Here is a 14,414-nt window from a genome sequence, read left to right on the forward strand (position 1 = left end):
CGGTGTCACTCGGCGAGAACCGCCTCCGCGTCCAGCGTCACGCCCACCGCCTGAACCACCGAGGCGATCTTGAACGCCTCCTGGATCACCTCACGGTCGACGCCCGCCTTGCGCAGCACCTGCTCGTGCGAGTCGAGGCACATCCCGCAGCCGTTGATGGCGGACACGGCGAACGACCACAGCTCGAAGTCGGCCTTGTCGACCCCGGGGTTGCCGATGACGTTCATCCGCAGCCCGGCTCGCAGGTTGCCGTACTCGTGGTCGGACAGCAGATGCCGGGTGCGGTAGAAGACGTTGTTCATCGCCATCACCGCGGCCGCGGACTTCGCGGCGGTGTACGCCTCCGGCGAGAGGTTCGCCTTCGCCTCCGGCTCCAACTCGCGCAGCACGATGGGGGAGCGCGAGGCGATCGCGGTCGCCAGCACGGTGCCCCACAGCTGCTGCGCGGGAAGGTCGGAGTTGCCGATGACCGAGCCCAGGTTGAGCTTCAGGTCCTTGGCGTAGTCCGGTACGGCGGACTTGAGGGAGTCGAGGGACATGTCAGCTCACTCCCCGGCCAGCAGCTTGACCGGGTCGAGGGTGTCCTCGCCCTTGGTCCAGTTGCACGGGCACAGCTCGTCGGTCTGCAGGGCGTCCAGAACCCGCAGGACCTCCTTCGGGTTCCGGCCGACGGAGCCCGCGGTGACCATCGTGAACTGGATCTCGCGGTTCGGGTCGACGACGAAGACGGCGCGCTGCGCGAAGCCGTCCTCGCCCTCGATGCCGAGGTCGCGCATCAGCTCGTGCTTGGAGTCGGCCATCATCGGGAACGGCAGGTCCGTCAGGTCCGGGTGGTCCTTGCGCCAGGCGTGGTGGACGAACTCGGAGTCACCGGAGAAGCCGAGGATCTGCGCGTCGCGGTCGGCGAACTCGTCGTTCAGCTTGCCGAACGCGGCGATCTCGGTGGGGCACACGAATGTGAAGTCCTTGGGCCATGCAAAGACCACCAACCACTTGCCCTCGTAGGACTTGTGGTGGATCTGCTCGAACTCCTTGCCCTTCTCCAGCGAGACGCAGGCGGTCAGTTCGAAATCGGGGAACTTGTCACCGACAGTGAGCACACGCTCTCCTTGCAGCGAAGAAACGTCCGGATCGCGGACGCTTCCCATGGGTTGGACTGTCCCGATGCTGGCACAAGGTGCATTGATCAAAGAAATCGCTACACTCTGTCGGGTTGATCGGAGGTGCCTATCAGTGACCGTGAGTAATGCAGACGGGAAGGGTTCCATGGGTGCCAAGAATGCCGGGGTGGCTGTGGGAGCGGGAGCCGGCGTGGGCGTCGGTTCCAAGCGGCGGCTGCCCAGCCTGGCCCAGCTGCGCGCCTTCGCGGCGGTCGCCGAGCATCTGCACTTCCGGGACGCGGCCGCCGCCATCGGTATGAGCCAGCCCGCCCTGTCCGGTGCCGTCTCCGCCCTGGAGGAGACGCTCGGCGTGACCCTCCTCGAGCGCACGACCCGCAAGGTGCTGCTCTCCCCGGCCGGCGAGCGGCTCGCCGTCCGGGCGAAGGCGGTGCTGGAGGAGGTCGGGGCGCTGCTGGAGGAGGCGGAGGCGGTACGGGCGCCGTTCACGGGGGTGCTGCGGCTCGGGGTCATCCCTACCGTCGCGCCGTATCTCCTGCCCACCGTCCTGCGCCTGGTCCACGACCGCTACCCGCACCTCGACCTCCAGGTCCATGAGGAGCAGACCGCCAGCCTGATCGACGGCCTGAACGGCGGGCGGCTCGACCTGCTGCTGCTCGCTGTGCCTCTCGGGGTGCCCGGGGTTACCGAACTCCCGCTGTTCGACGAGGACTTCGTGCTCGTGACCCCTCTCGACCACTGGCTCGGCGGCCGGGAGGGCATCCCGCGCGAGGCCCTCAAGGAGCTCAACCTGCTGCTCCTGGACGAGGGGCACTGTCTGCGCGACCAGGCTCTCGACATCTGCCGCGAGGCGGGCAGGGGAATCAGTGGGGCGGGGCGAAGCCCCTCGGGTGAGGGTGGTGGGCGACGGGAGGGCGCGCCGGTGACCACGACCGCCGCCGGGCTCTCCACGCTCGTCCAGCTCGTCGCCGGCGGACTCGGCTGCACCCTGCTGCCGCGCACCGCCGTCACCGTCGAGACCAGCCGCTCCACCCAGCTGCTCACCGGGTCCTTCACCGAGCCCGCGCCCGCCCGCCGTATCGCCCTCGCCATGCGCACGGGCGCGGCGCGTGGAGCGGAGTACACGGAGCTCGCGGAGGCCCTGCGAGAGGCGCTGCGGCCGTTGCCGGTGCGGGTGCTCGGCAGTGACGACTGATGTCCGCCGATCGGTCAAATGAGCGCCGAACAAAGAGAATTGACTTCACGGGCGGAGCAACTTCCGTCAGCTGAGAGCAGGTCGGAAATCCGCCGCTGGAATATGCGCCCCGGCTGATACACATTCCCTCCTCAGCGCTACGCGTCAGGCGTATGTGCGACAGGCCAAGGGGAGTGATGTCGGGCTACGAGCTGCTGGCACGCGACCTGGCCGCGTGCGGGCGTGACGGCTTCACCGGGGAAGTGCGGGTGTCCGGCTCGCCCGGCGGCACCGTCCATCTGCGCGGCGGTCTGGTCGTCGCCGTCGAGTCGCCGGGCGCGCCCGGACCGGAGGCACTGCTGCTGCGCTCCGGGCGGATCGGCGGCGAGGAGTGGGCCGGCCTGGTGCGCGAGTCCGGCGGGGCGCGCTGGCCGGCCGCCGGGCTGATCACCCACGGCTACACGGGGGCCGCCCAACTCAGGGTCGTCTGCGCGATGGCCCTCCAGGATGCCGCGTTCGCGGTCGTCGCAGGCAGCGTCGACGGCTGCGAACGCGGTCCGGCCGCCGAATCGCCGCCCGCCGCGGTCGCCGTGGGTGAACCTCCCACCCGGCTCCTGCAGGACGCGGCCCGCAAGCTCAACGCCCTGCTCGCGCTGCCCTACCCCGTACGTCCGGAGCGGGAACGCCCCGCCCCCGCTCCCCTCTCCCACGCGGCCGACCGTCTGACCGCGCTGCGGCGTGAGCTGATCGGCCACGCCGACGGCCGGCGCACCGCCCGTGACCTCGCCTTCCTCACCGGGCGCGGGGTCTACACCGTCACGGTCGAGGTGGCCCGGATGCTCGGCGAAGGGCTCCTGGAGTGCCCCGAGGCGCCCGCCCCGATCCCGGTGCGGTTACCGCCCGACGGGGCCGGAGTCCGCCCCCGGGAACCCGCCCCGCTCCCGCCGCCCCCGGTCGCCCCGCCCCCGGAACCGGTCGCCCTGCCCCGCCGCAGGCCCGGTGCCAGCGGTATCACCGAGGCGATCGGCGGCGAGCGGAACGGGACGAGCTGGAAGGAGTTCTTCCGCCTGCGCAATCCGACGGGGAAATGAAAGCCCCCACCCTTCTTTGCACCCCACATGCAATGCCCCCACGTGAAATGCCCTCACAGCCAACAGACGGTCACATGCGATCAGAAATAGGGGAGTTGCACTCATGGACCACCAAGCCCTCGCGCGGGAAATGCGCGGCCTGCGCGAGCAGGTGACCGGCATCACCGACACCGCGGTCGCGGCGGCCGACGGGCTGCTCATCGCCGCCGACACCGCCGACTCCATCGACCCCGAGGGCCTCGCCGCCCTCGCCGCGGCCGGTCTCGGCCTCGCCCGCCGCACCGCCGAGGCGACCGCCCGCGGCGCCCTGCACCGGACGGTGACGTACGGCAGCCACGGCTGCGCCGCCTTCTACGCGGTCGGCGACACCGCGCTCATGGTCGTGCTCGGCGACGAGGGCATGGACGTGGACCGCCTGCACACGGCGACCCAGCCGGCCCTGCGCCGCATCGACCTGATCCTCACCGAGAAGACCGAGAAGACCGAGAGATCCGAGAGGTCCGAGAGCTCCGAGAAGTTCGAGACGAACGTGAACTCCGCGAAGGCAGTCGAAGGAGTCTGAAGGGATGGCGACGAAGCGTATGACCCCGGGTTTCTCCGACCAGGTGATGGGCCTGGTCAAATCGCTCCGCACGGATGCCCCCGACTGCGTCGCCTCCGGCGTCGTCGACATGTCGACCGGCATGCTCCTGTCGTACGAGACCGTCGACAACCACCCGCCGGAGGTCCTGGACCTGCTGGCGGGCGCGACCCTCGACCTGTTCCAGGGCCGTACGGTCGTGATGATCGAGGACGTCTTCAAGGAGCGGCGCGGGGTCACCAGTGACAACCACTTCTTCCAGGAGATCCTCGTCAACAGCGACAACCTCACCCACCTGTTCGTGAGGATGACCGAGCAGCAGGACGTGGTCGCGGTGGTCGTGTGCCGCAAGTCGGTGAACGTGGGCATGCTCTTCGCCCAGGTACGGCGCGTCGTGAAGGAGTACAGCCTCTGAAGCGGGCCTCCGAAACGGGCGAAGGCCCCTCCCGGCGTCAGGGGAGGGGCCCTCGGCTCACTCGGTGCTCACTCGGTGCGCAGGCCGTCCGGCCGCAGCAGCCGCAGCAGCGGCGGCAGGCTGAGCAGCGTCACCACCAGGACCACGGCGGCGCCGATGCCGGTCATCGACAACACGCTCGCCCAGTCCACGTCCACCGGGGTGTCGGTCATCTTCAGCAGGACCGCCCCCAGCGTCAGCCCGACCGTCGAGGCCAGTGCCAGGCCCAGACCGATCGGGATCGCCGTCTGCCACAGCACCGACAGGCTCAGCGTGCGGCGCCGGGTGCCGAAGGCGACCAGCGACGACAGGAGCTTCTTGCGGTCGCGCAGCTGCTCCAGCTGCGACACCAGCAGGCTCGCGCCGATCAGTGCCAGCACACAGGTGGCGCCGATGAACAGGCCGGTGCGGATCTTGTCGTAGGTGTCCGTCCGCTCGCTGGACACCCACATCATCGGGTCGATGAGCGGATCGATCCGGTGGGCCGTGTTCCGCACGTGGTCGGGTGCGTCCGCCAGTGCCCGGTCCAGCCCTAGGTAGATCTCCCCGCTGACCCCCTGCTCGGCCCCCGCGGGCACCGCGCCCGGCGTCAGCAGGAAGCCGCCGCGCTTCACCCCGGTCGGGTCGTCGATCGACTGCGCCTGCTTCATGTGTGCCGGCACCGTCCAAGGCGACGGCTTGTCTTCGGCGTCGCCGTCGACGGGGTCGAACCACAGCGTCCTGCCGGGCTTCACCAGCTCGGGCGACGCCTCCTCGTACTCGCCGCCCTGGACGACGAAGGTGTCACCGTCCTTGCAGGAGGGCAGGGAGGCCACCTCGCGCAGGGACGCGCAGTCGGCGATGGTGACCTGGGCGAAGTTCTCGGGGTCCTTGCGACGGTCGCCGATGTAGCCCTCGTCGAAGGCGAAGACCTTCTTCACTCCCTTGGTCGCCTCGAACTCGGTCACCGCCTTGGCGAGCGGGGCGCCGTCCGGCAGGGCCACCTGCATCTGGGCGCGGGCGAGGTCGTTCTGGGAGTGCTCGGTGTACTGGCCCTCCACCCCGGAGAACAGCATCTGCAGCGCGATGGCGCCCGCCACCGCGACCGCGATGCCGTTGACCATGCGGGCGGCCGTGCCGCTGCTCAACTGGAGTCGGCGGATGGCCAGTTGCCAGGCGATGCCGCCCGAGCCGAGCCGGGTGACGACCGCCTCCACGACCCACGGCAGCAGCGCGGTCACCCCGACGAGCAGCAGCAGGACACCACCGGTGACCAGGTACTGGTTGAACTCACCGCTGTCCCGGCCGTTGCCGATCATCGGGTAGAGCATCGCGAGCCCGCCCAGCGGCAGCAGCAGCCGCCACCAGAGCCGGCGCCGCGGGGGCTTCGCTGTGCGCACCACACCGAGCGGCTCGATCACCACACCGCGCAGCGCGAACAGGGTGACCAGCACGGCGGCGGCCGGGACCGCGACCGCGACCAGCAGGGCGAGCGTGGGGGAGGGGGTCAGATAGCTGGGGAACACGCTCACCTCGAGCAGTTCCATGGTGCCGGCGGCCTCCCGGACGAGCAGGAAGAAGACCGTGCCGAGGACCAGGCCCGCCACGGAGCCCGCGAGCGCCTCGCCCGCGGCGATCCGCCGGGTCATCCTGCTGTCGGAGCCCACCAGCCTGAGGGCCGCGAGCCGCCGGTCCCGTCGCTCGCCGCCGAACCGCACGGCCGCGGCGATGAAGACGCCGACCGGCATCAGCAACACCACGAACACGACGAGGAGCAGCAGGAGCAGGACGGGGTCCGTCCGCGACGGGGGCGGATCGGGGTCGCCGAACCGTTCGAGGCGGACGACCTGGTAGCTGTCCTTCTCGGGTACGAGGTTGTCGGCGCCGCGGTAGAAGGTGAGTTCCTGGGAGCCGATCAGGCCGGGTTCGGCGATGGTGCCGACGATCCGGTCCGGCAGCCGCTCCCGCAGCAGCTTCCCGCCGTCCGACTCCAGCAGCCGCTTCAGCGCGGGGGAGACCACCATCTCGCCCACCCCGGGGAACTTCGCCACGCCCGGCGGCAGCGGTGCCCGGGGCCCCTCGGGCTGCAACTCCCGCCCGCGCACCTCCTCGTCGCGGAAGGTCGTCCCGACATCGGCGACCAGCAGCGTGTTGTCCGCCTTCGGCGGCAGCGAGTTCTCGTACGTGATGTCCGTGCGCGCTTCTCCCCGGTCGTGCCGGACGGCCAGCGCGTTCGGGATCGCGGTGGTGAGCAGCAGCAGCGCCACGCCGAGCCCCACGCCGACGGCGGTGAGCAGCATCCGCGCCCACCCCTCCCGCCCGCCGGCGAAGGCGAACCTGGCCCCCATGCCCAGGTCCCTGGACCACTGACGCAGGTTCATATCACCCGCTCCATGTCCCGCGACTTGCCGTCCCGTACGACGATCTCGCGGTCGGAGTAGGCCGCCACCCGCGCCTCATGGGTCACCAGCACCACGGCGGCGTTGGCCGACCGGGCCGCCTCGGTGAGCAGTTCCATCACGCGCTCGCCGTTGAGCGAGTCCAGCGCGCCGGTCGGCTCGTCGGCGAACACCACCCGCGGACTGGTGACCAGCGACCGGGCCACGGCCACCCGCTGACCCTGCCCGCCGGAGACCTCACCGGGCCGCTTCTTGCGCAGGTCGTCGACCTCCAGCCGCTCCATCCAGGCCAGCGCGGTCCGCTCGGCCTGCTTGCGCGGGGTGCCGTTCAGCCGCAGCGGCAGCGCCACGTTCTCCACACAGGTCAGCTCCGGCACGAGCTGCCCGAACTGGAACACGAACCCGAACTCCGAGCGCCGCAGCGCACTGCGCCGCGCGTCGCTCATCGTGGCGAGCTCCTGCCCGTCGTAGACGATCGAGCCCGAGTCGGGCGTCACGATCCCGGCGAGACAGTGCAGCAACGTGGACTTGCCGGACCCCGAGGGGCCCATCACGGCGACGACCTCGCCGGGGTGGATGGAGAACTCGGCGCCGTCCAGGGCCATCGTCGGCCCGTACGCCTTGCGCAGGTTCTCGGCGGCCAGCAGGGATCCCGCGGGAGCGGTCACGCGGTCACCACCTCTCGGAGCTTGTCGAGGCGCGCGGCGGTCAGCTCCAGCCAGCGCAGATCGGCCTCGAGATGGAACAGGGCGTGGTCGCAGATCAGCTGGTCGGCGAGGTCACCCCTGCGCTTGCGGTCGGTGAGGATGCGCATGCTGCGCAGATGCTCCGAGCGCTGCGTGTCGAGGATGTCGGCCGCGTCGCGGTGGGTGAGCAGCGCGAGGACGACCTTGGTGTAGAGCGTCGACTGCAGATACGGCTCGGGCTTCTCGGGCGTGGCGAGCCAGCGGGCGACGTCGGTGATCCCGGCGTCGGTGATGGCGTACCGCTTCCGCTCCGGGCCGCCGCCGGCCTCGATGCCGTCGACTTCGACGAGCCCGTTCTTCAGCAGCCGGGACATCGTCGAGTAGACCTGGCCGTAGTGCAGCGGCCGGTCGTGACCGAACTTCTCGTCGAAGGCCCGCTTCAGGTCGTAGCCGTGGCGGGGCCCGGACTCCAGGAGTCCCAGGAGGGTGTGACCGATGGACATGGGGAGGACTCTACATACGGTGTATACGCCGGATGTATACGCCGAGTGTGGAGTCGGTGGCGCGGGGTGCGACGGTGCAGGTGGGGGGCGATTGTCACAGCTCTGCTACAGGGGTGGGCGGGCGTGTCCCGCCCCCCGTGGGGGAGTTCGAGGACAGGGCCGTTCAGGCCGACGGGGGTCTGGGGGCCGAGCCCCCGGGCGGGCGGCCACGGCGCGGCAGCGGGCCGGCCTCACCGGGCAGCCTCCCCGCCTCCTTCAGGGCCTTCCGCAACAGGAACTCGATCTGCGCGTTCGCCGACCGCAGCTCGTCGGAGGCCCACCGGGCCAACGCGTCGTGCACCAGCGGATCCAGCCGCAGCAGCACCTGCTTGCGCTGCTGCGGCCGCCGCTTGGGTGCAGAGCCCTCCGAAGGATCCGCGGGCGAGGTCACTGGTAGAGCGTCCCCGTGTTCAGCACGGGCTGGGGCGCCCGGTCCCCGCACAGCACCACCATCAGGTTGGACACCATCGCCGCCTTCCGTTCCTCGTCCAGTTCCACGATGTCCTGCTCGGCGATCCGGTTGAGCGCCGCCTCCACCATGCCGACCGCGCCGTCGACGATCTCCCGCCGCGCCGCGACCACCGCGCCCGCCTGCTGCCGCTGGAGCATCGCGGAGGCGATCTCCGGAGCGTAGGCAAGATGGGTGAAGCGGGACTCGATGATCCGCACACCGGCCGCCTCCACGCGCGCGTGCAGCTCGGCGGCGAGCTTCTCGGTGATCTCCTCGGCGTTGCCCCGCAGCGAGAGCCCGCCCTCGTCGTGGGCGTCGTACGGGTACTCGATGGCGATGTGCCGCACGGCCGCCTCGGTCTGGGTGGAGACGAACTCGAAGTAGTCGTCCACCTCGAAGCTGGCCTGCGCGGTGTCCTGCACCTTCCACACCACGACCGCGGCGAGCTCGATCGGGTTGCCGTAGGCGTCGTTGACCTTCAGGACCGCCGTCTCGTGGTTGCGGACGCGGGTGGAGATCTTCTCGCGGGAGGTGAAGGGGTTCACCCAGCGCAGGCCGTCCTCGCGGATGGTCCCGCGGTAGCGCCCGAAGAGCTGGACCACACGGGCCTCGCCCGGCGCCACCATGTTCAGCCCGCACATCGAGAGGAAGGCGCCGGGGGCGACCAGGATGCCGACGACCATCAGCGCGGCCTTGGCGGCGCCCGCCACCACGGCCGCGGCGGCCACGATCAGTCCGACACCGATCAGCAGCCCGACCAGGCCGAGCAGCAGTGCGAGTCCGCCGCCCACGCTGCGTGCCGGGAACTCGTGCACACGCGGGGCGGGCATCTCGGGCGCGTCGACGCCTATGGAGGCGTCCGCGGTCGCCGACGGGGCCTGCGGGCCGTGCGGGTCATGCGTGGACATGAGGGTCCCCCTGTTTCTCGCGAGTGGTCTCTCGCGGGTTAGCTTCGATCTAGCTAAGTGATATCACTTTATCGGGGGATGGCAACCCTCGGGCCCTTTCGAACGTCGATTCCGGTGGAACGGTGTGCCGGTTCCACCGAGCGGGGTGCTGATTCTCACGGCCGCGCGGAGCCGGATCGACAGCCCTTCGTCATAGACAGCGGTGTTAGCTTTCTGAGCTGACCTGCCTCCGGGCACTGGTGTGACTGCCGAGTAGGAAGCGGAGCGAGCGGACTCATGGGACGAGCGGACGAGAGACGAGCGCGACAGCGCGGTGGCCGCCGCGCGGCGCCCAAGAACCGTTCGTCGCGGGCGGCGGCTCCCGCCTCGCGCAACGAGTCGGTACCGGCTGCCGAGCAGACCACGGCCGCGGCGACCGGCGGACGCGCGGCGGCCCGCAGGAGCGCCAAGAAGGGCGCCAAGGGCGCCAAGGCCGAGAAGGGCCGCATACGCCGGCTCTTCACCTGGAAGAAGATGCTCGGCACCTTCCTCGGCCTCGTCGTGCTCACCATCGGCGCCTTCATCGCGCTGTACATGACGACGCCGATCCCCGACACGGCGAACGCCGACGCCGAGCTCCAGAGCAACGTCTACAAGTACAGCGACGGCAACCTCCTGACCCGCGAAGGCAAGCTCAACCGCGAGAACGTCGACCTCGCGGAGATCCCCGAGCCCGTCCAGCGCACCTTCGTCGCCGCCGAGAACAAGACCTTCTACAACGACGCCGGCGTCGACCTGAGGGGCACCGCGCGCGGCATGCTCAACACGCTCATGGGCAAGGGCGCGCAGGGCGGTTCGACGATCACCCAGCAGTACGTCAAGAACTACTACCTGACGCAGGAACAGACCGTCACGCGCAAGCTGAAGGAACTGGTCATCTCCCTGAAGCTGGACCGGGAGAAGTCCAAGAACTACATCCTCGCCGGCTACCTCAACACCAGCTACTACGGCCGCGGCGCCTACGGCATCCAGGCCGCCGCCCAGGCCTACTACCGCGTCGACGCCGACAAGCTCACCGTCCCGCAGGGCGCCTACCTCGCCGCGCTGCTCCAGGCCCCCAGCCAGTACGACTGGCACGCCGCCTCCGACACCGGCAGGCGGCTGGTCCAGCAGCGCTGGAACTACGTCCTCAACAACATGGTCGAGGAGGGCTGGCTGGACAAGGCCGAGCGCAACGCCATGAAGTTCCCGGTGCCCAAGGAGCCCAAGGCCGCCCCCGGGATGGAGGGCCAGGTCGGCTATCTGGTCAATGCGGCCAACAACGAGCTGAAGAAGCAGCTCGTCGACCAGGGCGTCGCGGAGACCAGCAAGGAAGCCGACGCGATGGTCGACGCCGGCGGCTGGAACATCACGCTCAACATCGACAAGAAGAAGCAGAAGGCGCTGGAGGCCTCCGTCAAGGAGCAGCTGACCAGCAAGCTGGACAAGAAGAAGCGCTCGGTCGACGGCGACGTCCAGGCCGGCGCCGTCTCCGTGAACCCGAAGACGGGCGCGGTCGTGGCGATGTACGGCGGCGTCAACTACGTCGAGCACTTCACGAACAACGCCACCCGCACCGACTACCAGCCCGCCTCCACCTTCAAGCCGGTGATCCTCGCCGCCGCCCTCGACCAGGGCGCCGAGACCCAGGACGGCGAGAAGATCACCGCGAACACGATCTACGACGGCACCAGCAAGCGCCCGGTCGTCGGCAGCGACATCGGCTTCGCCCCGGAGAACGAGGACGACCTCGACTACGGCGACGTCACCGTCCAGACGGCCATGAACAAGTCCATCAACTCCGTCTTCGCGCAGCTGGGCGTCGACGTCGGCATGGACAAGGTGCTGAAGACCGCGGGCGACCTCGGCATGGACACCGAGGACCTGAAGGCGGTGCCCGCGCAGACCCTCGGCACCATGGGCGCGAGCCCGCTGCAGATGGCCGGTGTCTACGCGACCCTCGACAACCACGGCAAGAAGGTCACCCCGACCCTCATCAAGTCGGCGGAGAACAGCGCCCACGCGGTGAAGGCGGCCGAGCCGATCGGCGAGGAGGTCATCAGCCGCGAGGCCGCCGACACGGTCACCTCGGTGCTGACGGGCGTGGTCGACGACGGTACGGCCAAGAAGTCCGTGCGGGACAACCCCCTGCGCAAGGGCCAGAAGGTCGCCGGCAAGACCGGTACCTCCGACGACAACAAGTCGGCCTGGTTCACCGCCTACACCCCCGAACTGGTCACCTCCGTCGGCCTGTTCGGCGAGTCCGCCAAGCCGCCGCACCCCCAGGTCACCCTGACCGGCGCGACGACCGGCCTGAGCGGCGATGACGGCCGTGTCAACGGTGGTGGCTTCCCGGCGCAGATCTGGGCGGCGTACACCTTCGGCGTCTCCACCAAGGTCACCAAGTTCGACCTGGAGACCGACCAGGGCGCCGCGGTCCAGCCGAGCCGCTCGGCGAGCCCGTCCCCGTCCCAGTCGGAGGAGGAGGAGTCGGAGGCGCCGAGCCCGGAGGCCCCGACACCCAGCAAGTCCCCGCAGACCCCGACGACCCCGTCCAACACGCCGACGACGCAGGAGCCGTCGGAGGAGCCGAGCTCGGAGGCACCGACGCCCAGCAATTCCCCGTCGACCCCGTCGACACCACCTGAGGACCCCCTGGATCCGCAGTCGGGGCAGTAGACACGCAGAGAGGGCGCCCGGTGCTCACCGGGCGCCCTCTCCGCGTTCTCTTCGGGAAACTCAGCCCTGATTCAGCTCGAACCAGACCACTTTCCCGGTACTCAACCGAGTGGCCCCCCACCGCCGGGCCAGCCGGTTCACCAGGAACAACCCGCGTCCACCCTCGTCCGTGGCGCGGGCCTGCCGGAGCCGGGGCAACTGCGGCACGTCGTCCCCGACCTCGCACCGCAGGACGTCGGTGCGCAGCAGCCGCAAGGTGACCGGCCGCGTGGCATAGCGCACCGCGTTGGTGACCACCTCGCTCACCAACAGCTCCACCGAGTCGGTGAGTTCCTCCAGCCCCCACCGGGCCAGCGCACGACGGGCCAGCTTCCGGGCCCGTCCGGGCGCGGCGTCCTCCGGCTCCAGGAACCAGTACGCCACATCGCTCGGCGCGATCCCGTCGAACCGGGCGGCGAGCAGCGCGATGTCGTCGTCCCGGTCGCCCGGCCCGAGCATGTCCAGCACCTCGTCGCACAGCGCTTCCAGCGGCGGCGGATGATCGGGCCCGGTCAGCTGCGCGGTCGCCGCGAGCTTCTCGCGCAGTTGCTCTATGCCGGTCGCCACGTCCCGCAGCCGGGACTCCACCAGGCCGTCGGTGTACAGCAGCAGCGTCGCCCCGGCGGGCGCGTCCAGCTCCACGGCCTCGAAGTCGACACCGCCGACCCCGATCGGCGCGCCCGGCGGCACGCGCAGCACCTCGGCCCGGCCGCCCAGGTGCAGCAGGACGGGCGGCGGATGGCCGGCGTTGGCGATGGTGATGCGGTGCGAGACCGGGTCGTAGACGGCGTACAGGCAGGTCGCCATGCGGTCGGTGCCCAGCCGCTGGGCCTGCTCGTCGAGGTGGTGCAGCACCTCCTGCGGCGGCAGGTCGAGCCCGGCGAGGGTCTGCGCGGTCGTCCGCAGCTGCCCCATGATCGCGGCCGACGTCATGGAGTGACCCATGACGTCACCCACCACGAGCGCCACCCGGCTGCCCGGCAGCGGGATGGCGTCGTACCAGTCGCCGCCGACCCGCGCGGTCTCCGCGGCGGGCAGATAGCGGGAGGCCAGCCGTACGCCCGTGGGGCGGGGCAGGGTCTCCGGGAGCATGGTGCGCTGCAGTTCGTCGGCGATGTACGCCTCACGGTCGTACAGCACCGCCTTGTCGATGCCCAGGGCGCTGTGGGTGGCGAGCTGGGCGGCGACCAGCAGGTCGTCGTTCTCGAACGGGATGCGGTCCGGGCGGCGGATGAAGACGGCGGCGCCGATCACCCGGCGCCGGCCGCGCAGCGGGGCCAGGATCGCCCGCCGGCCGTCCGGGATGTCCAACTGGCTGTCCTCGCCCAGGAGCTCGGGCAGCGCGGCACGGGCGGCCGGGCTGTCGGCGAACACCGGACGCACCCCGCGCAGCACCTCCGCGAGGGCTCCGCCCGGCCGGACCTCGCACAGCTCGGCGACCGCCGCCGACAGCTCCGACCGGTCCGGTGCCTCCGGGAGCGGCAGGCCCAGCGCCGCGAACCCGGTCTCGGTGTCCCGCTCCTCCGGGATCCGGTCGGTGCGCCGCAGCCGCAGCACGACACGGTCCGCCGTCGGGCGTTCGTCGCCCACCGGCAGCGGGTCGCGCAGATGGACGAGGATCGCGTCGGAGAAGGTCGGCACGGTGGCCCGGCACAGCCCCATCACGATCTCGTCCAGGTCCAGACCGCGGGCGATCCGCCGGGTGGCCGCGCCCACGAAGCGCAGCCGGTCCCCGTCCCGCCGCATCGGCGTGGGCCGGCCGGGCGCCGGCACCTGTCCGGTACGGCGTTCCTGCCCGTCGGGGCCGTGCTCGGCGCCCGGCTGGGCCGGGATGGACTCGGGCACGGGGCGCGGCCGGTGGTCCCCCACGCTCGGCTCCGCTCGCCCGGGGAGTGCCCCCATGGTCTCGGCGGACGCCGACTGTGAGTGCTCGGGACCGGAACCGGCCGGATCCTTTCCCTCGCCCACCTCGGCCCCCTTGCCTGATGTGCCTCCCTTGCCTGCCTTACCGGTCCTGCCGTACGGCGCCGGAGAGCCCGGCGTGCCGATGCCCGGTGCCCCGTCGGTGCGGGCCTGGGCGGCGGGGGACGGTAAGGCCGTGGAGTCCGGCACGGGCGCCTGGGAACGCAGAAGCGCCCCGCGGGGGTCCGTGGGGTCGCCGCCCTGGGGGCGTTCGTAGGAGGTGGGCTGCTCCGTCACGCGTGTCGAATCCGTCCGTCCGGGGCTGCGCGCCGCGCGTGCAGTTGGTCCCGCAGAGAACCCGATACCCGGAATGCGTGTCCCCGGAACGGATTTC

General features: G+C 70.8%; 13 protein-coding genes. 5 read left to right on the top strand and 8 right to left on the bottom strand.

Annotated features, from left to right (window positions below; all coding sequences use genetic code 11):
* Nucleotides 1-5 precede the first annotated feature (5 nt).
* On the bottom strand, nucleotides 6-539 hold the full coding sequence (locus IE263_RS08715; RefSeq protein ID WP_189933999.1) for an alkyl hydroperoxide reductase: 534 nt from the start codon (nucleotides 537-539) through the stop codon (nucleotides 6-8).
* 6 nt (nucleotides 540-545) lie between these two features.
* Nucleotides 546-1,100, bottom strand: a complete 555-nt coding sequence (locus tag IE263_RS08720; protein WP_189934001.1) for a peroxiredoxin — start codon at nucleotides 1,098-1,100, stop codon at nucleotides 546-548.
* A gap of 166 nt (nucleotides 1,101-1,266) precedes the next feature.
* Between IE263_RS08720 and IE263_RS08725 the strand changes: the two genes are divergently transcribed.
* From IE263_RS08725 to IE263_RS08740, 4 genes are all read left to right on the top strand, one after another.
* Nucleotides 1,267-2,313 (top strand): LysR substrate-binding domain-containing protein, encoded by a 1,047-nt coding sequence (locus IE263_RS08725; protein WP_189934003.1) that lies wholly within the window; start codon nucleotides 1,267-1,269, stop codon nucleotides 2,311-2,313.
* A gap of 176 nt (nucleotides 2,314-2,489) precedes the next feature.
* Nucleotides 2,490-3,383: a MarR family transcriptional regulator gene (locus IE263_RS08730; RefSeq protein WP_189934005.1), complete on the top strand. Its 894-nt coding sequence runs from the start codon at nucleotides 2,490-2,492 to the stop codon at nucleotides 3,381-3,383.
* A gap of 103 nt (nucleotides 3,384-3,486) precedes the next feature.
* A complete protein-coding gene (locus tag IE263_RS08735; RefSeq protein ID WP_229910857.1) occupies nucleotides 3,487-3,945 on the top strand; it encodes a roadblock/LC7 domain-containing protein in 459 nt (152 codons plus the stop codon).
* A 4-nt stretch (nucleotides 3,946-3,949) separates the two neighbouring features.
* Complete coding sequence (locus IE263_RS08740; protein WP_189934006.1) at nucleotides 3,950-4,378, top strand: hypothetical protein; 429 nt, start codon at nucleotides 3,950-3,952, stop codon at nucleotides 4,376-4,378.
* Between the two features lie 68 nt (nucleotides 4,379-4,446).
* Here the strand turns inward: IE263_RS08740 and IE263_RS08745 are convergent, their stop codons facing one another.
* The 5 genes from IE263_RS08745 to IE263_RS08765 form a co-directional block, all read right to left on the bottom strand.
* Nucleotides 4,447-6,777 carry an ABC transporter permease gene (locus tag IE263_RS08745; RefSeq protein WP_189934008.1) on the bottom strand — a complete coding sequence of 777 codons (2,331 nt, stop codon included), beginning with the start codon at nucleotides 6,775-6,777 and terminating at the stop codon, nucleotides 4,447-4,449.
* The gene (locus tag IE263_RS08750) at nucleotides 6,774-7,463 is read right to left on the bottom strand and encodes an ABC transporter ATP-binding protein (RefSeq protein WP_189934009.1); all 690 of its coding nucleotides are present in this window, start codon (nucleotides 7,461-7,463) and stop codon (nucleotides 6,774-6,776) included. Before IE263_RS08750 ends, IE263_RS08745 begins: the two co-directional genes overlap by 4 nt.
* On the bottom strand, nucleotides 7,460-7,984 hold the full coding sequence (locus IE263_RS08755) for a PadR family transcriptional regulator (RefSeq protein WP_189934011.1): 525 nt from the start codon (nucleotides 7,982-7,984) through the stop codon (nucleotides 7,460-7,462). Before IE263_RS08755 ends, IE263_RS08750 begins: the two co-directional genes overlap by 4 nt.
* Nucleotides 7,985-8,147: 163 nt before the next feature.
* Nucleotides 8,148-8,414: a type II toxin-antitoxin system antitoxin gene (locus IE263_RS08760; protein ID WP_189934013.1), complete on the bottom strand. Its 267-nt coding sequence runs from the start codon at nucleotides 8,412-8,414 to the stop codon at nucleotides 8,148-8,150.
* A complete protein-coding gene (locus tag IE263_RS08765; protein ID WP_189934015.1) occupies nucleotides 8,411-9,382 on the bottom strand; it encodes an SPFH domain-containing protein in 972 nt (323 codons plus the stop codon). The genes IE263_RS08760 and IE263_RS08765 overlap by 4 nt, the downstream gene beginning before the upstream one ends.
* A 276-nt stretch (nucleotides 9,383-9,658) precedes the next feature.
* On the opposite strand from IE263_RS08765, the gene IE263_RS08770 reads away from it, so the two are divergent.
* Nucleotides 9,659-12,079 (top strand): transglycosylase domain-containing protein, encoded by a 2,421-nt coding sequence (locus IE263_RS08770; protein WP_189934017.1) that lies wholly within the window; start codon nucleotides 9,659-9,661, stop codon nucleotides 12,077-12,079.
* Nucleotides 12,080-12,139: 60 nt separating this feature from the next.
* Here the strand turns inward: IE263_RS08770 and IE263_RS08775 are convergent, their stop codons facing one another.
* The gene (locus tag IE263_RS08775; RefSeq protein ID WP_189934019.1) at nucleotides 12,140-14,317 is read right to left on the bottom strand and encodes an ATP-binding SpoIIE family protein phosphatase; all 2,178 of its coding nucleotides are present in this window, start codon (nucleotides 14,315-14,317) and stop codon (nucleotides 12,140-12,142) included.
* Between the last annotated feature and the right edge of the window lie 97 nt (nucleotides 14,318-14,414).

Source organism: Streptomyces aurantiogriseus (assembly GCF_014649375.1).
Taxonomy (GTDB): domain Bacteria; phylum Actinomycetota; class Actinomycetes; order Streptomycetales; family Streptomycetaceae; genus Streptomyces; species Streptomyces aurantiogriseus.